Raw genomic sequence first — 26,142 nt, 5'->3', positions numbered from 1 at the left:
CTTCTCTGGAGTACGCCGCCAGGGACTCGAACCCCGGACCCGCTGATTAAGAGTCAGCTGCTCTAACCAACTGAGCTAGCGGCGCTTGTTTGTGTGCCGGTAACGTGCAGTTCCGACGTGGAGAACGTTAGCACACGGCTGACGCGCGCTCCCAATCGGCTGGTCAAGGCCCGTTTGGTGGTGCATCGGGCACGTAACGATCCGGCCACTTGCGCAACTTCGGGGCACCTCGTGTCGTCACCTAATCGGGGGACGCCAAAGCAACTTCGTGCAGGCAGTCTCGGGAGTGGCGACAAGCAGATCGGAAGTGCGTCGATGGGGATGTGGGGCAGGCGCGGTCGCGGGGTGGTCGCGGCGGGACTCGCTGTGATCCTGATCGCAGGCTGTTCGGGTGGTGGCGACGGGGCGAGCATCGCCTCCGGCGGGGAGTCGAGTGCTCCGCCTCCTCCGCCCAAGCCCGTGACGTTGACGCTGGCGCTCAACAACGGTGCGGCCGACGTGTCGCCCGGGCTGCCGGTCATCGCCACGGCGGCGGACGGGAAGCTCACCGACGTCAAGCTCACGAACCCCGACGGCAAGGTCGTCGAGGGCAAGATGAACGCCGAGTCGACGCAGTGGACGAACACCGAGCCGCTCGGGTACTCGAAGACGTACAAGCTCGTCGCCACGGCCACCGGGGAGGACGGCAAGCCGCAGACCAAGGAGTCGTCCTTCACGACGGTGAAGCCGCGCACGCTCACCTACGTGTCCACGAACCCCATGGACGGCACCACGATCGGTGTCGGGCAGCCGCTCGCCTTCTACTTCGACGAGCCGGTGGCCGACAAGGTCGCGGCCGAGAAGATGCTCGAGATCACCACCGAGCCCAAGGTCGAGGGCGCCTTCTACTGGTTCAACAAGAAGGAGGTGCACTGGCGTCCGGAGAAGTTCTGGAAGCCGGGCACCAAGATCACGATGAACATCAAGGTCTACGGCAAGCACATCGGTGACGGCATCTACGGCCAGGAAGACCGCACGATCACCACGACGGTCGGCGACGAGGTCATCTACGAGGCCGACGGGCAGACCCACCAGGTCAACGTGAAGGTCAACGGCCAGGTCGTGAAGACCATGCCCACCTCGATGGGCAACGCGGCCAACACGACTCCCACCGGCACGTACGTGCTGATGGAGAAGCACGACCACATGATCATGGACTCGACGACGTACGGTCTCGCGCTCGAGAACGGCGGCTACAAGACGCCGGTCGACTGGGCCTACCGCATGTCGAACAGCGGCATCTTCTTCCACAGCGCGCCGTGGTCCATCGGCGACCAGGGCAACCGCAACGTGAGCCACGGCTGCCTCAACCTGTCGCCGGAGAACGCCAAGTGGGTGTTCGACAACTCGAAGCAGGGCGACATCGTCACGGTCGCCAACTCCGGCGGGCCGGCGCTCGAGGCGTGGGACGGCTTCGGCGACTGGCAGGTCCCGTGGACCACGTGGGTCCAGGGCAACCGGTAGCGGTCTAGGACACCGTCACCTGGCCACCCGAGACGGTCAGGTGACGGTTCACCCGCACGGCCTCCAGCATCCGGCGGTCGTGCGTGACCAGCAGCAACGTGCCGGTGTAGGTCTCCAGCGCCTGTTCCAGCTGCTCGATCGCGGCCAGGTCCAGGTGGTTCGTCGGCTCGTCGAGCACCAGCAGGTTCACCCCGCGGCCCTGCAGCAGCGCGAGCGCCGCCCGCGTCCGCTCGCCCGGGGAGAGCGACGCGGCCGGGCGCAGCACGTGCGCCGCCTTCAGCCCGAACTTCGCGAGCAGCGTCCGCACGTCGGCCGGCGTCATCTCCGGCACGGCCTCCTGGAACGCGTCCACGAGCGGCAGGTCGCCCAGGAAGAGGCCCCGCGCCTGGTCCACCTCGCCGACCACCACGCCGGACCCGAGCGTCGCGTAGCCCGAGGCCGGCTCGACGCGGCCCAGCAACGCGGCCAGCAGCGTCGACTTGCCCGCGCCGTTCGCGCCGGTGATCGCGACCCGGTCCGCCCAGTCGACCTGCAGGTCCACCGGGCCCAGCGTGAACGAGCCGCGCGTGACGACCGCCGCCCGCAACGACGCCACGACCGCGCCCGAACGGGGTGCGGACGCGATCTCCATCCGCAGCTCCCACTCCTTGCGGGGCTCCTCGACGACGTCCAGCCGCTCGATCATGCGGTCGGTCTGCCGGGCCTTCGACGCCTGCTTCTCGGTGGCGTCGGCGCGGAACTTGCGGGCGTTCTTGTCGTTGTCGCCCGCCTTGCGCCGGGCGTTCTTCACGCCCTTGTCCATCCACGCGCGCTGCATGCGCGCACGGGCCTCCAGCGACGCCTTGGTGTCGGCGAACTCCTCGTAGTCGTCACGGGCGTGCTGACGGGCCCGTGCGCGTTCTTCGAGGTACGACTCGTAGCCGCCGCCGTAGAGGTGCACGGCGTTCTGGTGCAGGTCGAGCTCCAGCACGCTCGTCACCGTGCGGGCGAGGAACTCGCGGTCGTGCGACACCAGCACGGTCGCCGCGCGCAGGCCCGTGACGAACTTCTCCAGCCGCTCGAGGCCGTCGAGGTCCAGGTCGTTGGTCGGCTCGTCGAGCAGGAACACGTCGTAGCGGCTCAGCAGCAACGACGCCATGCTCGCCCGTGCCGCCTGGCCGCCGGACAACGACGTCATCAGCGCGTCCAAGCCGACCGAAAGACCCAGGTCGGAGACGACTTCCAGCGACCGTTCCTCGAGGTCGGCGCCGCCGAGGGCGAGCCACTGGTCCAGCGCGTCGGAGTAGCCCTCGTCGTTGCCCGCGGTCAGCGCCTCTGTGGCCGCGTCCAGCGAGGCCTGGGCGGCGGCGACACCCGTGCGGCGGGCCAGGAAGTCCCGCACGGTCTCGCCCTCGAGACGTTCCGGCTCCTGCGCGAGGTGCCCGACGTTGGCCGAGGGCGGGCTCAGCGTGACGCGGCCCGACTCGGCGGGGATGAGGCCCGCCAGCGTCTTCAGCAACGTCGACTTGCCCGCGCCGTTCACACCGACCAGGCCGATGACGTCGCCGGGAGCGACCACCAGGTCCAGGCCGGAGAACAGGACGCGGTCACCGTGCCCGGCGGCGAGGTCCTTGGCGACGAGCGTGGTCATGAAGACTCCCCGAAACGTGAAGAAAGGCCCCCGCGGATGCGGAGGCCTTTCGACAAAGGGTGAGTGACGGGACTTGAACCCGCGACACCTGGGATCACAACCCAGTGCTCTACCGGCTGAGCTACACCCACCATCACCGGCGTTTCGCCAGCGGGGAAAGCATAGCAACGGCAGCCACCGATATTGAAATCGGGGGTCTAGCGGACGTCCTTCAGCAGGTCAGCGGCCACGGCCTGGGCCTGCTCGCTCGTCGGCCCCGGCTGCGGCACGAATGCCGTGCGCCGGTAGTAGGCGAGCTCCCGGATCGACTCGACGATGTCGGCGAGCGCCCGGTGGGCGAGGCCCTTGCCCGGCTGCGCGTAGTAGATGCGCGGGTACCAGCGCCGGCACAGCTCCTTGATCGACGACACGTCGACCATGCGGTAGTGCAGGTGCGCGTCCAGCGCCGGCATGTCGCGCGCGATGAAACCGCGGTCGGTCGCGATGGAGTTGCCGGCCAGGGGAGCGGTCCGGGGGTCCGGCACCCACTCCTTGATGTAGGCCAGCACGGCGGCCTCGGCCTCCTCCAGCGACACCGAGGAGGCCCGCACCTCCTCGGTCAGGCCCGACTTGGCGTGCATCTGCACGACGACTTCCGGCATCGAGGCGAGCGCGTCGTCGGAGGCGTGGATCACGATGTCCACACCTTCGCCGAGCACGTTCAGCTCGGCGTCCGTGACCAGTGCCGCGATCTCGATCAGAGCGTCCTTGCCCAGGTCGAGTCCGGTCATCTCGCAGTCGATCCACACCAGACGATCCATCACCCCTGGAACAGTACTGCGCGGGCCCGCGACTTCGAGTGGCGGCGTGCGGCAACACGGTTACGCTCCCCGTGCATGACGGCTCAGGGTGAGATCGCGGCCGGGTACGCGTCTGAGAGCGCGGCCATCGAACTGGGCTCCGTGCTGGCCGGGGGAACCGTGGAACCGGCCGCGCACGTCCGCATCCCGTTGTCCATGGTCAACCGCCACGGACTCGTCGCCGGCGCAACGGGCACGGGCAAGACGAAGACCCTGCAGCTGCTCGCCGAACAGCTGTCGGACAACGGCGTGCCGGTGCTCATGGCCGACGTGAAGGGCGACTTGTCCGGTCTGTCGCAGCAGGGTTCCGCGAGCGAGCGCACCGCGGCCCGCGCGAAGGACACCGGGGACGACTGGCAGCCGCAGTCGTTTCCCGTGCAGTTCCTGTCGATCGGCACCGGCGGTCTCGGTGTGCCGCTGCGGGCCACGATCACGAGCTTCGGCCCGATCCTGCTGTCGAAGGTGCTGGGCCTCAACGACACCCAGGAGTCGACGCTCGGCCTGATCTTCCACTGGGCGGACTCGAAGGGCCTGCCGCTGCTCGACACCAAGGACCTGCGCAGCGTCATCCAGCACCTCACGAGCGACGAGGGCAAGGCCGACCTCAAGGGCATCGGCGGTGTCTCCGGCTCCACGGCGGGCGTGATCCTGCGGGCGCTCGTGAACCTGGAGGCGCAGGGCGGCGACCGGTTCTTCGGCGAACCCGAGCTCGACCCGGCCGACCTGATGCGCGTGCGCGACGGCAAGGGCGTCGTGAGCCTGCTCGAACTGGCGGAGCTGCAGGGCGACCCGGCGCTGTTCTCCACGTTCCTGATGTGGTTGCTCGCGGAGCTCTTCGAGACGCTGCCGGAGGAGGGCGACGTCGAGAAGCCCAAGCTCGTCTTCTTCTTCGACGAGGCGCACCTGCTGTTCTCCGGCGCCTCCAAGGCGTTCCTCGACCGGATCATCCAGACCGTGAAGCTCATCCGCTCCAAGGGCATCGGCGTGTTCTTCTGCACCCAGCTGCCGACCGACATCCCGAACGACGTGCTGTCGCAGCTCGGCGCCCGCGTCCAGCACGCACTGCGCGCGTTCACGCCGGACGACCAGAAGGCGTTGGCGCGCACGGTGAAGACGTACCCGACGACGCCGCACTACGACCTGGAGAAAGCGCTCACGTCGCTCGGCATCGGCGAGGCCGTCATCACCGTGCTGAGCGAGAAGGGCGCGCCCACGCCGGTCGCGTGGACCCGGCTGCGGGCACCGCGGTCGTTGATGGACACCATCGGCGCCGATGCGATCAAGCAGGCTGCACAGCAGAGTGACCTCCACGGCAAGTACGCGGAGACCGTCGACCGCGAGTCGGCCTACGAGCAGCTGATGGCCAAGGTCGCGGCACCTCGACAGGAACAGGAACAAGCCCCGGAAGCCCCTCCCGAGCGCAAGCGCGAGAAGGAGGAACCGGGGCTCGTCGAGAAGGTGCTCGGCAACAGCGCCGTGAAGTCGTTCCTGCGCTCAGCCGGCAGCGCCCTGGCGCGCGAGATCACGCGGGGTCTCTTCGGCACCTCGCGCAAGCGACGCTGACAGCACCGCCGCGCCGATGCAGAGGGCGCCCGCGACGTACCAGGCGAGGTCGTAGCTGCCCAGGTGGTCGCGGGTGAGCCCGGCGGCGGACGCGGCCAGCGCGGCACCGAGCTGGTGCGAGGCGAACACCCAGCCGAACACGACCGGCCCGGACATGCCGAAGTACTGGCGGCACAACGCCACGGTCGGCGGCACGGTCGCGACCCAGTCGAGGCCGTAGAAGATGATGAACACCAGCATCGACGGGTGCGCCGACTCGCCGAACAGCTGCGGCAGCAGCACCAGCGACAGGCCGCGCAGCGCGTAGTAGGCCGCGAGCAGCAGCCGCGAGTCGACCTTGTCGGTCAGCCAGCCGGACGCGATCGTGCCCACGATGTCGAACACGCCGACGAGCGCCAGCAGCCCGGCCGCGGTCGTCGTCGGCATGCCGTGGTCGTGCGCGGCGGGGATGAAGTGCGTGCCCACCAACCCGTTCGTCGACGCGCCGCAGATCGCGAAACCACCGGCCAGCAACCAGAACGGCCGCGTGCGGGCAGCCGACCTCAACGCGCCCAGGGCGCGCCGGGCCGCACCGCCGGACGGCGGCGGGGGAGTGTCCTCGGTGGCGCCCAGCGGCAGCAGGCCCACGTCCCGCGGGTACTCGCGCAGGAAGAACGCCGCCAGCGGCACCACGGCCAGCGCGGCGATGCAGATCACCAGCGACGCGGGCCGCCAGCCGTAGCTCTCGGACAGCCACGCGACCGTCGGCAGGAACACCAGCTGCCCCGCGGCACCACCGGCCGTCAGCACACCCGTGACCAGGCCGCGGTGCCGCACGAACCACCGGCCGGTGATCGTCGCGACGAACGCGAGCGCCATCGACCCGGTCCCCAGCCCGACCACCACGCCCCAGAGCAGCACGAGCTGCCACGACGAGGTCATGAACACCGTCAGCCCGCTGCCGAGCGCGACCATGGTCAGCGCGAAGGTCACCACGACCCGCACGCCGAACCGGTCCATCAGCGCGGCCGCGAACGGCGCGGTCAGCCCGTACAGCAACAGGTTGATCGAGATGGCGAGGGAGATCGTGCCGGTCGTCCAGCCGAACTCCGCCCGCAGCGGCTCGATCAACGCGCTCGGCGCCGCGCGGAACGACGCCGCGCCCACCAGGGCGATGAAGGACACGCCCGCGACAACCCAGGCCCAGTGCAGTCTCACGACGACAAGGTTCGGCGATGACCGATCCGTGAGCCAGTGGCCGGACAGCCAACATGTGAAAGAATCGAGCCATGACCCATCGGATCGCCGTGCTGGCGCTCGAGACGTCGATCGCCTTCGACCTCGGCACCGCCACGCACATCTTCGGACAGCTGCCGGAGCACTACGAGCTGCTGGTGTGCTCGCCGGGCGGCGCCAGGGTCGCCACGAGCGGCGGCTTCTCGATCGCCCCGGACCACGGCCTGGAGGTGCTCCGCGACGCCGACACCGTCCTGGTGCCGGGCACCCGCTACCCGCTCGCCCGGCGCGAGGGCCGGCTCGAACCGGCCGTGCACGAGGCGCTGACCACCACGAGGGCGCGGCGGGTCATGTCGATCTGCACCGGCGCGTTCGTGCTGGGCGCGGCCGGGATCCTCGACGGCCGGCCCGCCACCACGCACTGGAGCGCCGCCGAGGCGTTCGGCGCGCTGTTCCCGCGGGTGCGGCTGAGCCCCGACGTGCTGTTCGTCGACGACGGCGACGTGCTGACCTCCGCGGGCGTCGCGGCCGGCATCGACCTGTGCCTGCACGTGATCAGGTCCGACCACGGCAGCGACGTCGCGAACCGGGTCGCCCGCTACTGCGTCGTCCCGGCGTGGCGGCAGGGCGGCCAGTCGCAGTTCGTCGACCGGCCGGTGCCGAGCTACCCGGACACCTCCACCGCGCTCGCCCGCGAGTGGGCGCTGGAGCGGCTCCAGGAACCGCTCGACCTCGCCGCGATGGCCGCGCAGGTGCGGATGAGCGTGCGCACGTTCACCCGCCGGTTCCGCGCCGAGACCGGCATGTCGCCCGGCCAGTGGCTGACGCAGCAGCGCGTCGAGCGCGCCCGGCACCTGCTCGAGTCGACCGACCTGCCGATCGACCAGGTCGCGAACCACTCCGGCTTCGGCACGGGCGCCGCGTTGCGGCAGCAGCTGGCGGCGACGATCGGCGTCTCGCCGACCGCCTACCGCCAGACGTTCCGCACCGCCTAGTCAGTCCCGAGTGGACCCGTCGACGAGGAACGGGCGCAGCAGGTCCGGCACCGCCGCGTCGGCGAGCGCCAGCCCGTCGGCCTCGCCGACGTCGGTGACGTGGTAGATGCCCGCACCCGCCGCCGTGGTGGCGCCGATCGTCATCAACCCGCTGCGGCGCTGGAAGAACGACCGCCGGATGCGCCAGCCGATGATGCCGGTGCGCTGCAGCGCGACCGTGCTGCGCACCAGGGAGTTGTTGCGCGTCACCAGGTAGCGGTCGTCGAGCGCGTTGCCGAGCGACCGGTAGTTGTCCCAGCCGACCAGCGCCGCGAACGGGATGACCGCCACCGGGATCGGCCACGCCCAGGACGGCGCCCAGATCGCGAGCCCGGCGGCGATGACGACCCACGGCACGATGTGCCGGAACAGGCTGCGGCGCAGAGCGGCGAACGGGTGCTTGCGCAGCGTGCGCGTGGTCGGGTCGTCGTCGACCTTCAGCACGTCGCGGGAGACCTGGTGCGCCACCGAGAGCGGCGCGGGCGGCAGCAGCAGGTTGCTCTCGCCCTTCGACCCCAGGCCGGTCGTCACCGCGACGGTCTTCGCGCCGCGGCCCGCCCGCACCAGCAGCGGTTCCTGGATGTCGACGCCGCGCAGGCGCTGCTCCTCCACGGAGACGGACCGGGTGGTGAGCAGGCCGCGCTGCACGCGCAGCGTCCCGTCCGGCTCGCGGGTGAGGCGGTAGTTCCAGAACTGCAGGACGTAGAGCGGCACCGAGAGGACGAGCCCCGCGACGACGAGACCGACGACGAACGTGCCGATCACCCCGACGCTCGGGCGGTCGAACAGCCACTCGAAGAGGTCCTGGACCGGGTGCAGGCCGACGTCGTCGGCGTAGTTGGACAGCACGCCGAACAGCGCGCCGATCGCGACCAGGCCCGACAACGACAGGGGCGCGAACCTCAGCCACCTCAGGTCGAGCCGCGAGATGGTCTCGGACTCGGGCAGCGGCACCGGCTGGGCGTCCGGCTCACCGGTGGCGGCGGTCGGCCGAGGCGCGACTCCCTTCTGCAGCAACAACACCCGCAGCCGTTCGGCCTCCTGCTGCGTCACGGCGTCGAGCGTCAGGCCGTCCGTGCCGGGCGTGTCCTGCTGCCCGGTGCCGATCCGCACGGCGGACAGGCCGAACACCCGGTGGCCGGGCTTGGAGGTGAGGTCGACCGTCCTGATGCGATCGCGCGGCACCGCGAGCTGCTTGCGCGTCAGCAGACCGGTGTGCAGCTCCACCTGGTCGTCGGTGATGCGGTACTTCGTGGTGCGCCAGATGAAGTAGCTGAACAACAGGATCGCGCCGGCGGTGACACCGCTCGCGATCAGGCGCCACCGCTCGCCGTTGCCGGTGAACAGCAGGACGAGGATCGGCACCAGCATCGCGATGCCCTCGTTGAGCGGCCGCACGATCAGCATGCGCACGTGCAGGCGGTGCCACTGCGCGAGCGGCTCGGCGATCTCCGGTGCGGCGGGCAGTCCCGCCGGGGTCTCCGCGGGTGTGCTCACGTGGCATCACCCGGGGTGGCCTGCGTGGTGTTCGTCAGCTCCACCACGAGCTGCTGCGCCACCTCGTGGTCCAGGCCCTCGATCTCCACCGGGCCCGCCGCCGACGCCGTCGTCACGGTCACCGTGGACAGACCGAGGATCTGCTGGAACGGCCCGCGTTTCGTGTCGATGGTCTGGATGCGCGAGACCGGTGCGACTCTCCACTCCTGGTTCAGCCAGCCGGAGAGGGTGTAGACGGCCTCCGGCGTCGTCTCCCAGCGGTGCACGCGGTAGCGCCAGCTCGGTTCGACGGCGGTGTGCACGAGCCCGACGACCCCGGTGGCGACCAGCAGCGCGAGCTCCCACACCGGTGGCTCGCCGACCAGCAGGAACACGATCGCCTGGGGCACGAACAGCACGAGCCAGAACACGGCGGCCTGCATCGTCCACAGCACGACGGACTTCTTGCTCACCTGGTGACGAGGCGTGCGCAGTTGCGGAGTCACCCCACAAGGGTGCACCAACCGCGGCGGGCGGTGGGGTCAGGTGTGTCAATTGGCGTGCCGGTGGCCGGGGTGGTCCTGCTTGCGAGGGAGGCGGGACCACCCGGCCGCCGGCCGTCAGGGCGCGACGATGTACGGCGGCGTGAAACCGGCGTCCGGTTCCCCCGCCGACGCCGTACCGCCGAGGGCCATCAGCGCTCCCAGGCTGAGGACCACGGCGGCGATGGTGCGAGCGATAGTGTTCAACTTCATTGAGGTGCTCCGTTCCGATGGGTGGCGGCCGTGGATGAGGGCAGGAAGTCGTTGACGAGGTTCGGCGCGCGCCTGCGGTCGGCCCGGCTGCAACGCGGTCTGTCGCAAAAGGACCTGGCCTGCCCCGGTGTGTCGATGAGCTACGTGTCCCGGCTCGAGTCCGGCGAACGGGTGCCGTCGCCCGCCGTCGTCGCGCGGCTCGCCGAGGCGCTCGACGTCGACCCCTCCGAGCTGACGGCCGACGAGGACCGCACCGCCGTGCAGGACGAGGCGCTGGCGTGGTGCGAGGCGTTGCTCGCCTACCACGACGGCGACTTCGTGACGACCGTCGACCTGCTGGCGGCGGTGGGCAAGCGGCCGGACGAGGAGATGTTCGGCTGGTGCGTGCGCTGGACGCGCCTCGCGGTGCTGGCGAGGCAACGCGACCACGAGGGCCTGCTGCTGGCGGCGGTGGAGCTGCGCAAGTCGTGGTCTCCCGGTCCGGCGGTGGACGCGCTCGTGGAGATCTTGCGCGCATCTTCGTTGCGGCGCCTCGCCCGGACGGCCGAATCCGTGAAAGCCGCGGCGGAGGCCGTCGAGCTCTCCCGCGGCGACGGCGACCGGGTGCGCCGCGTCCACACCCGCGCGCTCATCTCGCTGTGCGCGGAGCTGGCGGCGGCCGGCCGGCTCGCGGACGCCGAGCAGATCGTCGACCAGCTCTCCGCGCGGCTGCCGGAGCTCGGCCGCGAACGGCTCGCGATCTCCACGTGGTGGGTGCGCGCCAAGGTCGCCGACCGGCTGGGCGACCGCACGGAGGCCGCGCACTGCATCCGCGAGGCCGTGACGATGCTCGACGACTTCGACGGCGATCCGGAGTACCGGTGCCGGGTCCGCCTCGCCGGCGCGTCCATCGGGCTGCGCACGCCCGGCGCGCACCTCGGTGAGATCGCCGCGCTGCTGGACGCGGTGGAGGCCGCCGTCGCGGCGCTGCACCGGCAGGACGACCTGCTCGCGCACGTCCGCGCCCTGCGGGCGGACGTCGCGCTGCGCGAGGGCGAGGTCGGCAGGGCGCGGGAGCTCGCGGAGGGCGCCGTCGCCACCGGGCTGCTCGACGCCGAGCAGCAGCTGCGGTGCCACCTGCTGCTCGTGCGGGCGGCGGACGAGGTCGACCCGGACGGGGGCACCGACGCGCGCGCCGCACTGGCCGCGCTGCTGGAGCACATCAACCCCGAGGCCGTCGATCCGCTGCTGTGGCGGGACGTCGCACGGATCGCGCTGCGCAAGCACTGATCGCGCGGACGTCGGCAGCGGGCGACGTTGCCCCGTCATGACCGCCCCCAGCTCGTCGGACCGGACACGTTGTGAACGGAGCATGACACAGACTCCCCGCTCGTGACATCACCCAATCACCTCGGTGCCACGGGGTGGAATGCCGATGACCGGTGGTGCCCGGTGCAGGGCGAGCGGCCGTTCGGGCGACCCGGTGTCGGCCTGGACGGACCAGTTGTCAACAGGTTGCCAATGGATGCCCGCCGCCGTCGGTTCCTACCGGGGCCCACCCAGCTCCCGCTTGACCACCTTCCCGGCCGCGTTGCGGGGGAGCTCGTCGAGGAAGTGGACGTCGCGGGGGACGGAGAACCGCGCGAGGCTGGCCCGCACGTGGTCGCGCACGAGGTCCGCCGTGAGGGTGTCCGCTCCGACGACGTAGGCGGCGAGGCGCTGGCCGAAGTCGTCGTCCGGCACGCCCGTCACGGCGACCTCCGTGACGCCGTCCAGGGTGGACAGCAGGTCCTCGACCTCGCGCGGGTAGACGTTCTCGCCGCCGGAGACGATCATCTCGTCGTCGCGGCCCGCCACGAACAGCAGGCCGTCCCTGACGTGGCCGAGGTCGCCGGTGGACATCAGCCCGTCCAGCGACTCCTTGCCGGTGCCGTTGGTGTAGCCGTCGAAGAGCATGTCGTTGCCGACGAAGATCCGCCCGGTCTCGCCGGGCGGCACGGGTTTCCCGTGTTCGTCCACAATGGCCAGCCGGGTGCCGAGCGGCGGTTTGCCCGCCGTGCCGGGCTCCGCGAGCATCTCCTGCGGCGTGGCGATGCTCGCCCAGCTGACCTCCGTCGACCCGTAGAGGTTGTAGAGGACCGGGCCGAACTCCCGCAACGTGCGGGTGGCGACCTTGGGCGGCAGCGCCGACCCGCTGGAGGCGATGACCCGCAGCTTCGGGCGGTGCGGGGTCTCCAGCATGCGTTGCAGCATCACGGGAACCACGAACATCGCGTCGCACCGCTCGGCGTCGCGCAGCGCCTGCTCCGGGTCGAACCTCTTGCGCAGCACCAGGGTCGCGCCGAGCACGAGCCCGAGCTGGAACGCGGCGAGGCCCCACGCGTGGAAGAGCGGCGAGGTGATGGAGACGACGTCGCCGTGCCTGAGGGGGATGCGCGACAGCAGCGCGGCGGCGGGGGCGAGGCTCGCGGGTTCCGGCCGGCGCGCGCCCTTCGGGGTGCCGGTGGTGCCGGAGGTGAGGATGATCAGCCTGCCGCGCGGGGGACGGCGGGGGAGCGGGGTGCGCGGTCCGGTGCGGATCAGCGACTCGAGCTCGTCGCCGAAGTACACCGGCACGTCCGGCAGGACGTCGGCGAAGTCGCGGTCGGCGACGATCCGGTCGATCCCCTGCTCCCGCGCGACCTGGGCCAGCTGCCCCGCGCTCAGGCCGGTGTTGAGCAGCACGGCGTCGGCGCCGATCTTCGTGCACGCCGTCATGGTCTCGATGAACGCGCGGCCGTTGCGGCACAACAGCCCGACCCGTTCCTTCGGCCGGAAGGCGTGCGCGAGCCGGCTCGTCCGCTCGTCGACCTCCGCGTAGGTGAGCACACCGTCGTCGTCGACGACCGCCGCCCGGTCCGGGTGCCGGCCGGCGCCGGTCTGGTAGCCCCACGCGAGGGTGATGTCCCACTGCACGTAGCCGCGGACGGTGCCGGACAGCCCGCGCGGGCCCAGCGGCCGGATCACTCCGGCCTTCACCAAGGTCAGCAGCACGCGGGTCAGCATGGGACCCACTCTGCCATCTACCTACTCGCGAGTAGGTAGCGCTGTGACCGCGGTCACGTCTCGGCGTGGGACGCGCTCACGACGGCGTCGCGCAGGGCCGCGCGCAGGCGGCCGACCTCCAGCGGGGTCAGCACGGCGGCTTCCCCCGGCGGCACGGTGACCACGATGTGCCCCTGGCTGACGAACACCGTCATGTCCCGTCGGCGCGAAGCGATGTCGCGGCAGCTCACCTGCCACTCCTCTGGTGCTCCCACGGGTTCGTTCCTCCAGCTCGATCGGCGCGCCGGTGCGGCGGTCGGCGCTCACGTCCATTAGACGGGATCGGCGGGAGGTCATGACGGCGAATTCGGGTTCTCCGTCGGGCCTGGGATCGCGTGCCTAGATGCAGGAGCCGTGCACGGGTCCCTCGCCGTCGGCGAGGCTGATCAGCGCCCGGCGGAGGACCGCCATCTCTTCGGCGGAGAACCGCTCGTGGTAGGAGCGCTCGACGTCCGCGAGCGCCATCCCGACCTTGCGCTGCAGCTCGACGCCTTCCGGGGTGATCACCGGTGTGCGCACGCGCCGGTCGCTGGGGTCGGGCACGCGCTGGACGAGGCCGGTGCGCTCGAGCTTGTCGAGCTCGCTGGTGAGCGTGGTCTTGTCGAGGCCGAGCATGGCGCCGAGCTTGAGCTGCGTGCGCTGCAGCTCCTCGTTCGCGAGCGCCTGCAGGACCAGCTGGCCGCGCACGGAGATGCCGTGCTTCGCGACCTCCTCGGCGAACGAGGACCCGACGCGCTGGGCCGCCCGGTGCAGCAGCCAGTTGAAGTCCCACTTCTCCGCGCAGGCGTTGTGCAGCGGCCGCTCCTCCATGTGCCCGATCCTACATCCCGCCGGAGATGTTCTCAGATAAGAACGTCTTGACTCGGAAGTTCTTCACTCGTATGTTCTGGGTATGACCAACCTGCTGCACATCGACTCGAGCATCCGCCGCGAAGGCTCGGTCACCCGTGAGATCACCAGCGCGTTCGCCGACGTCTGGCGGTCGTCGAACCCCGAGGGCGGCTACACCTACCGCGACGTCAACGCCGACCCGGTCCCGCACGTCGACGGCTCCGAGCACGACGTCACGGCCGCCCTGGTGGCCGAGGTCAGAGCCGCGGACGTGATCCTCATCGGCGCGCCGATGTACAACTTCGCGATCCCGTCGACGCTGAAGGCCTGGATCGACCAGATCGCCACCCGCGAGTTCTTCCCGCGCGAGGACGGCACGTTCGAGCTGGGCGGCAAGCGCGTCGTCGTGGTGACCGCCCGCGGCGGTTCGTACAAGCCGGGCACCCCGCGCGAGGGCTTCGACTTCCAGGAGCCGTACCTGCGGGCCGTGTTCTCGATGATCGGCCTCGACCACCACCTGGAGTTCGTGCACGCCGAGCTGACCCTGGCCGAGGTCAACCCGCAGCTGCACCAGTTCCGCGAGCTCGCGGTCGAGTCGCTCGCCGACGCGCACCGCGTGGTCAAGGAGCTCGCCTCGGCCTAGCCTCGGTCGCATGATCGACAAGGTTGCCTGGATCCACCTGGAGGACGGCCGCGTGCTCGGCACCCGGTCGAGGGGCAAGGACACGTACTACCTGCCCGGGGGCAAGCGCGAGCCGGGGGAGTCGGACGTCGAGACGCTCGTGCGCGAGATCCGCGAGGAGCTGTCCGTCGAGATCGACGCCGCTTCCGCGCGGCACCTGGGCACGTTCGAGGCGCAGGCGCACGGCCGCTCGTCGGGGGTGACCGTGCGGATGACCTGCTACACCGCGTCGTTCGAGGGGGAACCGGTGGCGTCGGCCGAGATCGAGGAGCTCGCCTGGCTCACGACCGCCGACGCGGACCGGATCTCCCCGGTCGACCGGATCATCTTCGCCCACCTGAAGGGCGAGGGACTGCTCTCCTGACGACGAAGGGAGGCGAGCTCCGCTCTCCTCCCACTTCAACGTATAGCGCACCCCGGGGCTTGCGGCAAGACCCCGGGCGTCCCCCATCATTTCCCCGCCAACATCGCTGAACTGGGGAAACGGGGACCACTCCATGATCGACGTCATCATCGCCGGCGGTGGACCGACCGGCATGATGCTCGCTGGCGAACTGCGGCTGCACGGAGTGGGCGTGCTGCTGCTCGAACGCGATCCGGAACCGACCGCGGTCGTGCGCGCGCTGGGAATGCACGCGCGTAGCCTCGAGATCCTGGACCAACGGGGTCTCGCGGACCGGTTCCTCCCGCTCGGCACGACCCACCCGCTCGGCGGGTTCTTCGCGGGCATCGACCGGCCCGCGCCGGAACGCCTGGACACGAAGTACCCGTTCGTCTTCTCGATGCCGCAGCCAGTCACCGAACGCCTGCTCACCGAGCACGCCCTGGAGCTCGGCGCCGACGTCCGGCGCGGGCAGGCCGTCACCGCGTTCAGCCAGGACGACGAGGGCGTGACCGTCGACTTGGCCGACGGCACGTCGTTGCGCGGGAAGTACCTCGTCGGCTGCGACGGCGGCCGTAGCACCGTGCGCAAGCTCGCCGGGATCGACTTCCCCGGCGAACCCACGCGCGTGGAGACGCTGCTCGGCGAGATGGAGATCGGCATCCCGTGGGAGGAGGCGATGCCGTTGATGCTCGAGGTCCGCAAGACGCAGAAGCGGTTCGGCATCGGCCCGATCGGCGGCACCGCGACCTACCGCGTGGTCGTCCCGGCGGACGGGGTGTCCGAGGACCGGGCGGTCATGCCGGTGCTCGACGACTTCAAGGAGCAGCTGCGCCGGGTCGCGGGCACCGACTTCGGCGTGCACTCGCCGCGCTGGATGTCGCGGTTCGGCGACGCCACCCGGCAGGCCGAGCGCTACCGGTCGGGCCGCGTGTTCCTCGCGGGCGACGCGGCGCACGTCCACCCCCCGACCGGTGGCCAGGGCCTCAACCTGGGGTTGCAGGACGCGTTCAACCTCGGCTGGAAGCTCGCGGCCGCGGTGCGCGGCTGGGCGCCGGACGGCCTGCTCGACACCTACGAGGCCGAACGGCACCCCGTCGCGGAGGAGGTGCTCAACAACACCCGTGCGCAGATCGAGCTGATGAAGGTCGAGCCCGGTCCGCAGTCGGTGCGGCGGCTGCTCACGGAGCTGGTCGGGTTCGAGGAGGTCAACCGGTACCTCATCGAGAAGATCATCGCCGTGACGATCCGGTACGACCTCGGGTCCGGCGACGACCTCGTGGGGCGGCGCATCGGCGACCTCCCGCTCAAGCGCGGCGGGCTCTACGACCGGATGCACGCGGGGCACGGCATCCTGCTCGACCAGACCGGGACGCTGTCCGCCGAGGGCTGGGCCGGCCGCGTCGACCACGTCGCCGACGTCAGCGAGGAGCTCTCCGCGCCCGCGGTGCTGCTGCGCCCCGACGGGCACGTGGCGTGGGCCGGGGACGACCAGCGGGAGCTGGACGGGGCGCTCGCGCGCTGGTTCGGCACGCCCGCCTGAGGCACGGGTCCGAGGTCACCCGTTCGGGTGCGTGGGGCGCTTTGCCACACTGTGCGGCGTGTCCGAGCCGATGACAGCCGTGCTGCTGCGCGCAGCCGAGCTCACCGCCTCGGGGAAGCCGCGGCAGGCGGTCGACCTGCTGCGGCCCCTCGTGGCGGCGAACCCTCGGCACGCCGAGGCGTGGTGCCGGCTCGCGGCCGCCCACCTCGACCTGGGCGAGGCGGACCAGGCGCTCGACTCGGCCAAGCGGGCGATGGTGCTCGACGGCGAGCCCGCCTGGCCGCAGCGGCTGGCCGCGCTCGCGCTGAACGACCTGGGCCGCCGGCAGGAGGCGGCGGTCTCGGCGCGCGAGTCCGTGCGGCGCAAACCGGGCGACTGGCGCGGCTACGTCGTGCTGGCCGAGGTGCTCGCCGACTCGCAGGACGGCGCCGTCGAGGCGTTCGACTCGGCCCTGCACGCCTCGCAGCTCGCACCGACCGAGGCGCGCGCGTTCCAGGTGCTCGGCGACGCGGCGCTGCGGATGCGCGACTGGGGCACGGCCGAGCACGCCTACCGCACGGCGATCAAGCTCGACCCGTCCGACGCGGACTCGAAGGCGAACCTCGCGACCGTGCGGCGCCGCCGTGCCGCGAAGCCGCCCGCGCCGGCGCAGCTGAACAAGGCGCAGGTGTGGCGCGCGTTGCGCATGCTCTCGTTGCTGCTCGTCGGCGGCGGTTTGCTCGCGTTGATCGCCGGCATGCCCCGCCCGACGCCGTACCTGGGGTTCTTCACCGGGGCGCTGGTGCTGTGCTGCCTGGTCGTGGCGCTGCGGCTGCGCCCGTTCAAGGCGCTCTTCGGCCTGCGCAAGCTCGCCGTGACGGTGTCGCTGCTGGCCGCGTCCGCGCTGGTCCTGGCGGGCTGGACGGTCGCGCTGCTGGTCGGCGCCACCACGATGCAGCCTCTTGTGCTTTCCTGGGTGTGCGCCGTCGTGGGAGGCGCGCTGGTCTACGTGGGAGGGGGCAGGAGGCGGTGATGCGGCGCAACGCGATCGCTCTCGTCGTCCTGCTCTTCCTCGGTCAGCTCTTCATCGTCGCCGCCCCCGCCGAACCGGCGCTGGGGCAGGGGTCGGTCGTCCGGCACGGCCACGACTTCGCGAACCTGCCGGTCACCGCCCCGAAACCGCACAACCACCACGCCTCCCAGGTGCCGCAGTCGCAGGTGCCGATGGACGTGCCGCCGGTCGCGAAGCCCGCGCTGCCGATGCGGTTCGTGGTCGCCTTCGCCCGCCGCGTGCACCGCACGCCCGAGGGCATCCGCTGGACCCCGCAGCGGGACCGCTCACCCCCTTCCGGTCGCTGAACACCCGTTCTCAGCACCCACTTTCTCTTCCGGAAGGCTCACCCACCCATGCCGCGCGACTCCGCGCGCCAGGGCTTGCTCGTGCGCGGTCTGATCGCGCTCGGGGTCCTGGTCGCATCCGCATTCCTGCTGCTCACCACCGATCCCCGCCTCGGCCTCGACCTGCGCGGCGGCACCCAGATCGTCCTGGAGGCCAAGGGCGACTCCGACGCCGCCGACCGCTCGCTCGAGGTCCTGCGCCGCCGCGTCGACGCGCTCGGCGTCGCCGAACCGGTCATCGCCCGCTCCGGCGAGAACCGCATCGTCGTCGAACTGCCCGGCGTCCAGGACCCCGAGGAGGCCGTGAAGGTCCTCGGCCGCACCGCGCAGCTGACCGTGCAGCGCAACGGCCAGACGGTCATGACCGGCGAGGGCATCTCGGACGCCACCGCCCAGCGCAACCCGCAGGGCGCGGGCTTCGTGGTCAACATCCAGTTCCAGGGCAGCGCCCCGGCCCAGTGGCAGAAGGTCACCGGCGAGGCGGCCTGCGAACCGTCCGGCACGCCCGGCCGCCAGATCGCGTTCGTGCTCGACGGCGCCCCCATCTCCTCGCCCGAGGTCAGCCTGGACACGCCGTGCGGCGGGGGACAGGCGGGCGGTGCCACGACGATCACCGGCCGGTTCGGCGAGGCCGAGGCGAAGGAGCTCGCCCTGGTCATCCGCTCCGGCGCGCTGCCCGTGCCGGTCGAGGTGATCGAACAGCGCACCGTCGGCGCCACCCTGGGCGAGGAGGCGATCGAGGCCAGCGCCCAGGCCGCGATCATCGGCATCGCCCTGACCTCGGTGTTCCTGATGTTCGCCTACCGCCTGGCGGGGTTCCTCGCGGTGGTCGCGCTCATCGGCTACGCGGGTGTCTCCTACGCCGGCCTGCTGGCCGTGGGGGCGACGCTCACCTTGCCCGGCCTGGCCGGCTTCGTGCTGGCGATCGGCATGGCGGTCGACGCGAACGTCCTGATCTTCGAACGGGCCCGCGAGGAGTACAAGCGCAAACCCAACCTGCGGCGGGCCTCCGAGAACGGCTTCCGCGGCGCGCTGAGCGCGATCGCGGACTCGAACGTGACGACACTGCTGGCGGCGGGGCTGCTGTTCTGGCTGGCCACCGGACCGGTCCGGGGCTTCGGCGTCACGCTCACCATCGGTGTGCTCGCGTCGATGTTCAGCGCCCTGGTGCTGTCGCGGGTGCTGGTGGTGTGGGCGATGGGCACGCGGTTCGTGGCCAAGCGACCGAAGCTGAGCGGCCTGCACACGCTGGGCTGGGTGCGGCAGCGGCTGACCCTCGTGCTCTACCGGCGCCCGTCGCTGTGGCTGATCAGCGCCGCCGCCGTGGTGCTGGTGGCGATCACCGGCCTGTTCGCGCGCGGCCTGAACCTGGGCGTCGAGTTCACCGGCGGCCGCATGCTCGACTTCACCGCGGGCGGCTCCGTCGACGCGGGCCGGGTGCGCGACGCCCTCGAGGACGCGGGCTTCGCGGACGTCGTCGTGTCGTCGTCGGGCACCGAGGTCTCGCTGCGCACCGGCCCGATCGACGACGCCACCTCGTCGCGCATCGGCGAGGTCGTGTCCTCCGCGGTCGACGGCGGCGCCCGCCAGTCGAGCAACGAGCTGATCGGCCCGTCGCTGTCGTCCGAACTGCGCCGCAACGCCGTGATCGGCCTGGCCATCGCCGTGGCCGCGCAGCTCGTCTACCTGGCGGTGCGCTTCGACTGGCGCCTCGGCATCGCGACGGTGCTGGCGCTGCTGAGCGACGTGCTGGTGCTGATCGGCGTGTTCGCGTGGATGGGCAAGACGGCCGACGGCGTGTTCCTCGCGGCCCTGCTGACCGTGATCGGCTACTCGGTGAACGACTCGGTGGTCGTCTTCGACCGCCTGCGCGAACTGCGCGGGTCGCGGTTCAAGGGCTCGTACCCGGACGTGGTGTCCGACGCGGTCGTGCAAACCGTGCCGCGCACCGTGAACACCGGCATCGGCGTGCTGTTCGTGCTCGCCGCGCTGCTGGTGCTGGGCGACGGCTCACTGGCGGACTTCGCGACGGCGCTGCTGATCGGCCTGGTCGCCGGCACCGCGTCCACAGTGGTCACCGCAGCGCCGATCGCCATCTGGCTGGAGTCGCGGTGGCCGCGCCGGGCGGTGCAGCAGAAGCGGCCGAAGCCCGCGTCGGGAGCACGGGTCTAGCTCGCCGTGCACGCTTCGTAGCAGAGTGGGCGCATGACCAACTTCGCCGCGTACCAGAACGAGATCTACCTGCAGGGGCTCGGCGGCACCGAGCCGCCGTTCACCACCGACCCGAACGCGCTGGAGCAGTCCGCGCGCGAGAGGCTGGGGCCGGGGCCGTTCTGGTACGTGGCGGGGGGCGCGGGCTCGGGCGCCACGGTGCGGGCGAACCGCGAGGCGTTCGAGCGCGTGCGGCTCGTGCCGCGGATGCTGACGAACGCCACCGAGCGGCACCTCGGCGTGACCGTGCTGGGCACCGAGCTGCCGGCGCCGGTGCTGCTCGCACCCGTTGGCGTGCAGTCGATCCTGCACCCGGACGGCGAGCTCGCCACCGCGCGGGCGGCGGCCGAGCTCGGGGTGCCGATGGTGCTGTCGACGGCGTCCTCGCACACCATCGAGGAGGTCGCGGAGGCGTCCGGCACCGGGCCGCGCTGGTACCAGCTCTACTGGCCGAACGACCCCGACGTGTGCGCGTCGCTGCTGGAGCGCGCGAAGAAGGCCGGGTACACGGCACTGGTCGTCACGCTCGACACGTGGACGCTCGCGTGGCGGCCGCACGACCTCGACCAGGGCTACCTGCCGTTCCTGCGCGGCATCGGCACGGCGATCCCGTTCAGCGACCCGGCTTTCCGGACCGGGCTGCAGAAGGCGCCGGAGGAGGACCTGCCGATGGCGATCCTGCGGTGGGTGGGCATGTTCACCGGCACGGACAAGTCGTGGGACCAGCTGTCGTTCCTGCGCGAGCACTGGGACGGGCCGATCGTCCTCAAGGGAATCCAGCACGCGGACGACGCGCGCAGGGCCGTCGAGTCCGGAATGGACGGTGTGGTCGTCTCCAACCACGGCGGGCGCCAGGTCGACGGCGCGGTCGGGTCGCTGGACGCGCTGCCGTCGATCGTCGAGGCGGTGGGGGAGCAGGTCGACGTGCTGTTCGACTCCGGCATCCGCACGGGCGCGGACGTCGTGAAGGCACTCGCGCTCGGCGCCAAGGCAGTGCTGGTCGGGCGGCCGTTCGCCTACGGGCTCGCGCACGGCGGCCAGGTCGGGGTGAAGCACGTGCTGCGCAGCCTGCTCGCGGACTTCGACCTCACGCTCGGGCTGTCCGGGCACCGCAGCCCGGCCGAGCTGGGGCCGGACGCGCTGCGGTTCTCCTGACGAACGACATCGGCCGGGCCGCTGCTGCGACCCGGCCGACGGCATCGGTGCCGGACTACGGCATCGTCGCCGTCATCCGCGCGAGCGTGCCGAAGTCGGCGGGCTGCACCCGCAGCCAGCCCTCGCTCTTGGCCGCCAGGTAGCGCCCGGTCGGCGTGTCGATGAAGGTGAGCGGGGCGACGCAGCGCTGCTTGCGGCCCAGGTGGTCGCGCTTGGCCGAGTAGACCTGGCCGCCGCCGGTGCGCGGCTGGCCCATGATCTCCCTGAGCTGCGCGACCAGCTGGTCGTTCGGCGTGCTGGTCGGGCGGCTCTGCTGCAGGAACGAGCCGGTGTCCTCGTACCGCGGCTGCTGCTTCGGCTTGAGCGCGTCCTCGGGCAGCGTGATCGGGTTGCCCCGGCCCGCCGGCGTGGGCGGCAGGGCGCCGACCAGTGCCTGCGGGGCCTCGTCCGGGCGCACCGGTTCGAGCACGAACTGCTTGTCCGCCGTGAGCAGGATCCGCAGCGCGTCCTGGCCGTTCGTCACGACCAGCACGCTCTGCTGCGGACCGTCCTTCAGGCTGAAGAACGCCCAGTACTCCGTACCCGCCTCGACGACGAGCCGCAGCGCGCTGGCCAGGTCCGGGTGGACCTGCCCGCCGCGTGCGAGCCCGTACTGCTCGAGCTGGGCCCAGGCCGAGCGCTGCAGCCGTTCGAGCTCGCTCACGTCACCGGACTCGAGCCGGTCCTGGTCGAAGTCGACCTCCGTGAGCAGCGCGCGGTGCAGGCTCGGCAGCCCCACGGCCTGCCACGCCTGGTACAGCGCCGTGACGCCGATGGCGACCTTGCTGCGAAGCACGTTCTCCCCTTAACCGCCGATGACGGGCGGCGCCACCATCGTTCCGTCACCGAAGATGTCCTCGGTCTCCTGCAGGTACGAGGCGGACTTGTGCTCCTTGTCCTCCTCGCCCTCGCCACGACCGGCACCGGCGCCCATGCCGCCGGCCCCGAGACCACCCGCGCCGGCGCGCCCGGCCGCACCCGCGGACCCGGCCCCCGTCGGCCCGAAGCTGCCCATGCCACCACGGCCCTGTTCACCGGCCACACCGGACGCGCCGCCGAAGCCGCTGCCCATGCCCCCGGCACCCAAGCCGCCGGGACCACCGAGACCCCGAGCTGCCGCGGCACCGCCGAGACCACCGGCGCCACCGCCCATGCCACCACCACGGCCGCCACCGGCACCACCACCGCCGGCACCGCCACCACCGGGCCCGCCGATCCCCCGCCCGCTACCGGGCCCACCGGGACCGCCGGGGCGGTTGCGCGGGTCGTTGGGGTCGAGCCGGCCGCGGTTGCGCGGGTCGTTGGGGTTGTTCGGGTCCCACCGGCCACCGGGCGGAACGCCGGTGTCCGTGGGCGGCCGGTTGCGCGGGTCGTTCGGGTCGAGCCCGGGAGGCGTGGTGGGCGGCGGCGTGGTGGTGGGCGGGTTCGAGGTCCACGACGGGTTCGTCGTGTCCGTCGGAGGCGTCCAGCTGGACACTCCGGTGTTGTTCCCGCCACCGGTGTTGCTGCTGCTCAGGTTGCCACTGCCGGTGTTGGTGCCGGTGTTGACGTTGGCGTTGTTGCTCTTGTCGACGTTGCTGTTGATCCGGTCCGAACCGCTCTGCTGCTCGACGCTGGCGTCGTTGGCGTTCGGCGAGATGAACGTCGGCATGTTGCTGGTGCTGCTCGACACGGAGTCCCCGTACTGGGTGAACGCCCGCATGTTGGCTTCGCTGACCTGCTGGTTCTTCTCGACCGCCGCGTCGTAGTCGGTCTCCCACCAGGCCAGGTCGTTGAGGAACGGCTTGTCCGGCACCTCGGGCGGCTTCGCCATGGCGTTCTTGGCGCTGGCGTAGGACTGCCCGACGGAGTCGGAGGTGTCGGCGGCGGCCGTCGCCGACTCGCCGGTCATGTCCGCCCACGTCGCGAGCGGCGAGGTGGCGCCGCGCGCCGCGTCACCGGCGGAGCCCTCCCAGGAGGCGCCCGAGTCGGCAACCGCCTTCTCGATCAGCTGGGAGACCTCGGTGTGGCCGGCGGACAGGTCGCGCCAGCCCTGCGCCGTGGGCGCGGTGCTCTGGCTCGGGCCCTTGCCCTTGTCGAACCAGTTGTAGACGGTCTCGCCACCCGCGAAGGGCAGCATCGCGAATCCACCGATGTTCGGCTCGTCCCCAGGCATGTCCGCTACCCCTTCAGTGTCTCGATGACCATCTTCGCGACCGACTCGACCTCGGTGCACGCGGGCTTCGCGGACCGCTCCTCCGCGGCGATGTCGGCGTCAACGGTGGCGGACTCGGTCTTGGAGACCGCGATGATCGCCCGGCAGTGGATGACCCCGTCCGTCGAGTCGTTGATGACGACGCGCACGTCACCGATCTTCTTGTCGGTGAAGACCGGGTTGCCCTTGACGTTGCTGATCATGCTTTCCACGTCCTTGTCCACGGTCGCGTAGACGACGTACGAGGAGTTCTTCGAGATGTTCTTGCCCTCCCAGGTGCACTTCGGCCCGAGCGTGCTGGTGCTCGTCTCCGGTGCGGCGACCTCGCCCAGCTTCGCGACCTGGGCGGACGTCAGGAGGTCGCAGGGCTTCTCGGCGAACTTGGCGATGCTGAGACCCGAGGACGAACCTGTGCTGGTCGCAGCGGTGCTCGTCTGCCCGCCGCCGGTCGGCTCTGTCGTGCTGGCGTTGCCCCCGGTCTTCTCGGAGCACCCGGCGAGCACGCCGACGGCGACGACGGCGGTCAGCAGAGCGGTCATGCGCTTCAAGGTCGTCTCAGCCCTTCACCGCGTTCTCGGCGGCTTCGTCGGTGCCCTGGTACTCGGCCAGGGCCTTCTTGATGTTCGCGATGGTCTGCTCGAGCGCGATCCGCGCCGCGTCGTTGGCCCACAGGTAGCCACCGGACTGGGCGCCTGCCGCGTCGCGGATCTGCAGCGTCGCCCACCCGCTGTAGGGGTCGGGGCCGGGAGCGCCGGACTGCGTCAGTTCATCGGCCGTGCGGCGCAGGGTCTTGAGCCTCTGGACCGCCGCCTCCAGACCGGTGATCATCTTCTGGGCCTGGTCGGGATCGACGCTGAACCGCGCGGTGCCGCCACCGCCCGCACCCGCGGCAGCGCCCGCGGCGGCACCCGCCGCAGCCGCGCCCGCCGCCTTCACCGCCGGCACCACCGCGTCGAACATCAGCATCTCAGCCAGCTCCCCTCAGAACTCGACACCCCGGTAAGAGGATTTTTACACAGCTCCGGTTCCCCCAGCAGGCGAACGAATGAGCAGATCAGGTCACATGGCCGATTCGTTCAAGACCGCGCGGTGATGCGGGCCTAGGTTCGACGCATGATCGAACGCGCGAGGAACTTCCTCTGGCACAACGCCCGCACGCTGGAGCAACGCTGGTTCGAGCACGCATTCGACGGCGGCAGCGCCCAAGCCGTGGTCCGGGCGGTGCTGGCCTACCGCAACGACGACGGCGGGTACGGCTACGGCCTCGAGCCCGACCACCGGGGTCCCACCAGCCAGCCGCTGCACGCCCTGCGGGCCCTCCAGCTGTTCGGCGAGGCCGAGGCCCCTGAGCAGGCCGAATCAGTCCTGACCTGGTTGAACGCGACCTGTCCCGACGGCAGCGTGCCGTTCGGCCTGTCGACCTCCCAGGGACACCCGATGGCGCCGTGGATCACCGCCGACGACCAGGGCGGACTCCTCATCACCTCGCAGATCGCCGCCGCGCTGCACGCCCTCGGCGTCGACGACCCGTGGCTCGACCGGGCGACCGACTACTGCTGGCACCACGTCGACCAGCTCGCGCAGACGCACCCCTACGAGCTGCGCGGAGCCGCGATGTTCCTCGACGAGGTGCCCGACCGGGCCCGCGCGGAGCTCGTCGCCGAGAAGCTCGGGCACCTCAAGCCGAGCACCGAGGGTTATGCGGAGGGTGAGGGACTGGAACCGCACCAGTACGCGCAGAAACCCACCAGCCTCGCCCGCGCCTGGTTCAGCGACGAGGAACTCGAAAAGGATCTCGACGCCCTCGAACGCGGCCAGCAGGAAGACGGTGGTTGGAATTTCAACTTCCCCGCCTTCACGCCGATCACCCATTTCGAATGGCGCTCGATCGCGACCGTCGACGCGCTGCTGACGCTGCGCCGCTACGGCCGGATCAGCTGACCCAGCGACACGCCGGCCAGCGCGCGGACCTCGCGGGCCAGGTGCGCCTGGTCCGCGTAGCCCGCCTCGGCGGCCACCGCCGCGAACGGCACGCCGGTCCACGCCAGGCGCAGCGCCGAGTCGAACCGCAGCACCCGCTGCAACACCTTGGGCGGGTACCCGAACGCGTCCAGGCACCGCCGCCGCAGCTGCCGCGAGCTCAGCCCGATCTCCCACGCCGCCGACTCCACGTCCCGGGTCCGCAGCAGCGCCGCCGTGGCGGTCAGCGCCGGGTCCGCGACCACCCGCGCCGTGCAGAACGCCACCATCTCCGAGAACGAGGTCAGCCGGGCCGCCGGCACGAGGTCGGACAGCGGCACCCGCAGGTCGCGCACGGCGTGCGCCGGCACCCCGAACACGGACGGGAAGGCCCCCGGCGGCAGCCGCACGCCGTACAACGTGCCCGGTGCGACGGACGCGAGCTGCGCGCGGGTGTCGGGCCCCGCCACCCACAGCGCGCCGGTGGCCGGAGTCCACATCAGATCCGTGCAGCCGTCCGGCACGACGCGCTGCACGGCCGGCGCCGGCACCGTGCGCGTCCACAGGCAGGCCAGGCCCGCGGGGGCGGGACGTTCGGCGTACACGGGTCCATCAAAGCAAATGGCGCCGCATCCGAAGAGGATGCGGCGCCAGATGGACGATACTGGGATTGAACCAGTGACCCCTACCG

Annotated in this window: 26 protein-coding genes and 2 tRNA genes; 12 read left to right on the top strand and 16 right to left on the bottom strand. The window is 71.3% G+C overall.

Going from position 1 to position 26,142, the window contains the following annotated elements; all coding sequences use genetic code 11:
- Positions 1-11 precede the first annotated feature (11 nt).
- Positions 12-85: transfer RNA gene (locus ACFWGZ_RS21560), tRNA-Lys, on the bottom strand.
- Between the two features lie 281 nt (positions 86-366).
- Here ACFWGZ_RS21560 and ACFWGZ_RS21555 point away from each other — a divergent pair.
- Entirely contained in the window at positions 367-1,503 is a 1,137-nt protein-coding gene (locus tag ACFWGZ_RS21555; RefSeq protein ID WP_382453337.1) for an Ig-like domain-containing protein, read from the top strand.
- A 4-nt stretch (positions 1,504-1,507) separates the two neighbouring features.
- On the opposite strand, the gene ACFWGZ_RS21550 is transcribed toward ACFWGZ_RS21555, so the two are convergent.
- From ACFWGZ_RS21550 to orn, 3 genes are all read right to left on the bottom strand, one after another.
- On the bottom strand, positions 1,508-3,133 hold the full coding sequence (locus ACFWGZ_RS21550; protein ID WP_382453336.1) for an ABC-F family ATP-binding cassette domain-containing protein: 1,626 nt from the start codon (positions 3,131-3,133) through the stop codon (positions 1,508-1,510).
- 58 nt (positions 3,134-3,191) lie between these two features.
- Positions 3,192-3,264, bottom strand: a tRNA-His gene (locus tag ACFWGZ_RS21545).
- Between the two features lie 66 nt (positions 3,265-3,330).
- Positions 3,331-3,936 (bottom strand): oligoribonuclease, encoded by a 606-nt coding sequence (gene orn, locus ACFWGZ_RS21540; RefSeq protein WP_382453335.1) that lies wholly within the window; start codon positions 3,934-3,936, stop codon positions 3,331-3,333.
- A 72-nt stretch (positions 3,937-4,008) separates the two neighbouring features.
- On the opposite strand from orn, the gene ACFWGZ_RS21535 reads away from it, so the two are divergent.
- The gene (locus ACFWGZ_RS21535; RefSeq protein ID WP_382453334.1) at positions 4,009-5,535 is read left to right on the top strand and encodes a helicase HerA-like domain-containing protein; all 1,527 of its coding nucleotides are present in this window, start codon (positions 4,009-4,011) and stop codon (positions 5,533-5,535) included.
- Here the strand turns inward: ACFWGZ_RS21535 and ACFWGZ_RS21530 are convergent.
- A complete protein-coding gene (locus tag ACFWGZ_RS21530) occupies positions 5,467-6,732 on the bottom strand; it encodes an MFS transporter (protein WP_382453333.1) in 1,266 nt (421 codons plus the stop codon). The two genes, ACFWGZ_RS21535 and ACFWGZ_RS21530, sit on opposite strands and share 69 nt — an antisense overlap.
- A 71-nt stretch (positions 6,733-6,803) precedes the next feature.
- Here ACFWGZ_RS21530 and ACFWGZ_RS21525 point away from each other — a divergent pair, with 71 nt between their 5' ends.
- Positions 6,804-7,745, top strand: coding sequence for a GlxA family transcriptional regulator (locus ACFWGZ_RS21525; protein ID WP_382453332.1), 942 nt, complete (start codon positions 6,804-6,806; stop codon positions 7,743-7,745).
- Here ACFWGZ_RS21525 and ACFWGZ_RS21520 read toward each other — a convergent pair whose 3' ends face one another.
- From ACFWGZ_RS21520 to ACFWGZ_RS21510, 3 genes are all read right to left on the bottom strand, one after another.
- On the bottom strand, positions 7,746-9,281 hold the full coding sequence (locus tag ACFWGZ_RS21520; RefSeq protein WP_382453331.1) for a PH domain-containing protein: 1,536 nt from the start codon (positions 9,279-9,281) through the stop codon (positions 7,746-7,748).
- Positions 9,278-9,766 carry a PH domain-containing protein gene (locus ACFWGZ_RS21515; RefSeq protein ID WP_382453330.1) on the bottom strand — a complete coding sequence of 163 codons (489 nt, stop codon included), beginning with the start codon at positions 9,764-9,766 and terminating at the stop codon, positions 9,278-9,280. Before ACFWGZ_RS21515 ends, ACFWGZ_RS21520 begins: the two co-directional genes overlap by 4 nt.
- Before the next feature lie 114 nt (positions 9,767-9,880).
- Entirely contained in the window at positions 9,881-10,015 is a 135-nt protein-coding gene (locus ACFWGZ_RS21510; protein ID WP_382453329.1) for a hypothetical protein, read from the bottom strand.
- A 30-nt stretch (positions 10,016-10,045) separates the two neighbouring features.
- Here ACFWGZ_RS21510 and ACFWGZ_RS21505 point away from each other — a divergent pair, with 30 nt between their 5' ends.
- Entirely contained in the window at positions 10,046-11,284 is a 1,239-nt protein-coding gene (locus tag ACFWGZ_RS21505) for a helix-turn-helix domain-containing protein (RefSeq protein WP_382453328.1), read from the top strand.
- Between the two features lie 255 nt (positions 11,285-11,539).
- On the opposite strand, the gene ACFWGZ_RS21500 is transcribed toward ACFWGZ_RS21505, so the two are convergent.
- The 3 genes from ACFWGZ_RS21500 to ACFWGZ_RS21490 all read right to left on the bottom strand — a co-directional run bounded on the left by ACFWGZ_RS21500 (position 11,540) and on the right by ACFWGZ_RS21490 (position 13,888).
- On the bottom strand, positions 11,540-13,039 hold the full coding sequence (locus tag ACFWGZ_RS21500; RefSeq protein WP_382453327.1) for an AMP-binding protein: 1,500 nt from the start codon (positions 13,037-13,039) through the stop codon (positions 11,540-11,542).
- Positions 13,040-13,092: 53 nt separating this feature from the next.
- Positions 13,093-13,293, bottom strand: coding sequence for a hypothetical protein (locus ACFWGZ_RS21495; RefSeq protein ID WP_382453326.1), 201 nt, complete (start codon positions 13,291-13,293; stop codon positions 13,093-13,095).
- Between the two features lie 124 nt (positions 13,294-13,417).
- The gene (locus ACFWGZ_RS21490) at positions 13,418-13,888 is read right to left on the bottom strand and encodes a MarR family winged helix-turn-helix transcriptional regulator (RefSeq protein ID WP_382453325.1); all 471 of its coding nucleotides are present in this window, start codon (positions 13,886-13,888) and stop codon (positions 13,418-13,420) included.
- Between the two features lie 82 nt (positions 13,889-13,970).
- Between ACFWGZ_RS21490 and ACFWGZ_RS21485 the strand changes: the two genes are divergently transcribed.
- From ACFWGZ_RS21485 to ACFWGZ_RS21455, 7 genes are all read left to right on the top strand, one after another.
- Positions 13,971-14,552, top strand: coding sequence for an FMN-dependent NADH-azoreductase (locus ACFWGZ_RS21485; protein ID WP_382453324.1), 582 nt, complete (start codon positions 13,971-13,973; stop codon positions 14,550-14,552).
- Between the two features lie 10 nt (positions 14,553-14,562).
- Positions 14,563-14,955 carry an NUDIX domain-containing protein gene (locus tag ACFWGZ_RS21480; RefSeq protein WP_382453323.1) on the top strand — a complete coding sequence of 131 codons (393 nt, stop codon included), beginning with the start codon at positions 14,563-14,565 and terminating at the stop codon, positions 14,953-14,955.
- Between the two features lie 133 nt (positions 14,956-15,088).
- Positions 15,089-16,516: a rifampin monooxygenase gene (rox, locus tag ACFWGZ_RS21475; RefSeq protein WP_382453322.1), complete on the top strand. Its 1,428-nt coding sequence runs from the start codon at positions 15,089-15,091 to the stop codon at positions 16,514-16,516.
- A gap of 58 nt (positions 16,517-16,574) precedes the next feature.
- The gene (locus tag ACFWGZ_RS21470) at positions 16,575-17,528 is read left to right on the top strand and encodes a tetratricopeptide repeat protein (protein ID WP_382453321.1); all 954 of its coding nucleotides are present in this window, start codon (positions 16,575-16,577) and stop codon (positions 17,526-17,528) included.
- Positions 17,528-17,854: a hypothetical protein gene (locus ACFWGZ_RS21465; RefSeq protein WP_382453320.1), complete on the top strand. Its 327-nt coding sequence runs from the start codon at positions 17,528-17,530 to the stop codon at positions 17,852-17,854. Before ACFWGZ_RS21470 ends, ACFWGZ_RS21465 begins: the two co-directional genes overlap by 1 nt.
- Before the next feature lie 48 nt (positions 17,855-17,902).
- Entirely contained in the window at positions 17,903-20,065 is a 2,163-nt protein-coding gene (gene secD, locus ACFWGZ_RS21460) for a protein translocase subunit SecD (protein ID WP_382453319.1), read from the top strand.
- A gap of 33 nt (positions 20,066-20,098) precedes the next feature.
- Positions 20,099-21,259 carry a lactate 2-monooxygenase gene (locus tag ACFWGZ_RS21455; RefSeq protein WP_382453318.1) on the top strand — a complete coding sequence of 387 codons (1,161 nt, stop codon included), beginning with the start codon at positions 20,099-20,101 and terminating at the stop codon, positions 21,257-21,259.
- 55 nt (positions 21,260-21,314) lie between these two features.
- On the opposite strand, the gene ACFWGZ_RS21450 is transcribed toward ACFWGZ_RS21455, so the two are convergent.
- From ACFWGZ_RS21450 to ACFWGZ_RS21435, 4 genes are read right to left on the bottom strand one after another with little or no spacing between them, the layout of a single operon-like run.
- The gene (locus ACFWGZ_RS21450) at positions 21,315-22,094 is read right to left on the bottom strand and encodes an ESX secretion-associated protein EspG (RefSeq protein ID WP_382453317.1); all 780 of its coding nucleotides are present in this window, start codon (positions 22,092-22,094) and stop codon (positions 21,315-21,317) included.
- Positions 22,095-22,103: 9 nt separating this feature from the next.
- Positions 22,104-23,453 (bottom strand): PPE domain-containing protein, encoded by a 1,350-nt coding sequence (locus ACFWGZ_RS21445; protein WP_382453316.1) that lies wholly within the window; start codon positions 23,451-23,453, stop codon positions 22,104-22,106.
- A gap of 5 nt (positions 23,454-23,458) precedes the next feature.
- Entirely contained in the window at positions 23,459-24,031 is a 573-nt protein-coding gene (locus ACFWGZ_RS21440; protein WP_382453315.1) for a DUF3558 family protein, read from the bottom strand.
- A gap of 16 nt (positions 24,032-24,047) precedes the next feature.
- Entirely contained in the window at positions 24,048-24,458 is a 411-nt protein-coding gene (locus tag ACFWGZ_RS21435) for a hypothetical protein (protein WP_382453314.1), read from the bottom strand.
- A gap of 147 nt (positions 24,459-24,605) precedes the next feature.
- Here ACFWGZ_RS21435 and ACFWGZ_RS21430 point away from each other — a divergent pair, with 147 nt between their 5' ends.
- Entirely contained in the window at positions 24,606-25,433 is an 828-nt protein-coding gene (locus ACFWGZ_RS21430) for a hypothetical protein (protein ID WP_382453313.1), read from the top strand.
- On the opposite strand, the gene ACFWGZ_RS21425 is transcribed toward ACFWGZ_RS21430, so the two are convergent.
- Entirely contained in the window at positions 25,415-26,056 is a 642-nt protein-coding gene (locus ACFWGZ_RS21425) for a helix-turn-helix domain-containing protein (RefSeq protein ID WP_382453312.1), read from the bottom strand. The genes ACFWGZ_RS21430 and ACFWGZ_RS21425 overlap by 19 nt on opposite strands.
- Positions 26,057-26,142: the final 86 nt, after the last annotated feature.

This window comes from Lentzea sp. NPDC060358 (genome assembly GCF_042725365.1).
GTDB lineage: Bacteria > Actinomycetota > Actinomycetes > Mycobacteriales > Pseudonocardiaceae > Lentzea.
The sequence above is the reverse complement of the archived record's forward strand: the minus strand, read 5'-3'. Positions and strand labels throughout refer to the sequence as shown.

Bases quoted from the DNA above. Each gene is read 5' to 3' on its own strand.
- ACFWGZ_RS21485 (WP_382453324.1), top strand. From the start codon at position 13,971: ATGACCAACCTGCTGCACATCGACTCGAGCATCCGCCGCGAAGGCTCG.
- ACFWGZ_RS21440 (WP_382453315.1), bottom strand. From the start codon at position 24,031: ATGACCGCTCTGCTGACCGCCGTCGTCGCCGTCGGCGTGCTCGCCGGG.
- rox (WP_382453322.1), top strand. From the start codon at position 15,089: ATGATCGACGTCATCATCGCCGGCGGTGGACCGACCGGCATGATGCTC.
- ACFWGZ_RS21455 (WP_382453318.1), top strand. From the start codon at position 20,099: ATGACCAACTTCGCCGCGTACCAGAACGAGATCTACCTGCAGGGGCTC.
- ACFWGZ_RS21445 (WP_382453316.1), bottom strand. From the start codon at position 23,453: ATGCCTGGGGACGAGCCGAACATCGGTGGATTCGCGATGCTGCCCTTC.
- ACFWGZ_RS21500 (WP_382453327.1), bottom strand. From the start codon at position 13,039: ATGCTGACCCGCGTGCTGCTGACCTTGGTGAAGGCCGGAGTGATCCGG.
- ACFWGZ_RS21480 (WP_382453323.1), top strand. From the start codon at position 14,563: ATGATCGACAAGGTTGCCTGGATCCACCTGGAGGACGGCCGCGTGCTC.
- ACFWGZ_RS21525 (WP_382453332.1), top strand. From the start codon at position 6,804: ATGACCCATCGGATCGCCGTGCTGGCGCTCGAGACGTCGATCGCCTTC.
- ACFWGZ_RS21490 (WP_382453325.1), bottom strand. From the start codon at position 13,888: ATGGAGGAGCGGCCGCTGCACAACGCCTGCGCGGAGAAGTGGGACTTC.
- secD (WP_382453319.1), top strand. From the start codon at position 17,903: ATGCCGCGCGACTCCGCGCGCCAGGGCTTGCTCGTGCGCGGTCTGATC.
- ACFWGZ_RS21430 (WP_382453313.1), top strand. From the start codon at position 24,606: ATGATCGAACGCGCGAGGAACTTCCTCTGGCACAACGCCCGCACGCTG.
- ACFWGZ_RS21535 (WP_382453334.1), top strand. From the start codon at position 4,009: ATGACGGCTCAGGGTGAGATCGCGGCCGGGTACGCGTCTGAGAGCGCG.
- ACFWGZ_RS21550 (WP_382453336.1), bottom strand. From the start codon at position 3,133: ATGACCACGCTCGTCGCCAAGGACCTCGCCGCCGGGCACGGTGACCGC.
- ACFWGZ_RS21435 (WP_382453314.1), bottom strand. From the start codon at position 24,458: ATGCTGATGTTCGACGCGGTGGTGCCGGCGGTGAAGGCGGCGGGCGCG.
- ACFWGZ_RS21510 (WP_382453329.1), bottom strand. From the start codon at position 10,015: ATGAAGTTGAACACTATCGCTCGCACCATCGCCGCCGTGGTCCTCAGC.
- ACFWGZ_RS21465 (WP_382453320.1), top strand. From the start codon at position 17,528: ATGCGGCGCAACGCGATCGCTCTCGTCGTCCTGCTCTTCCTCGGTCAG.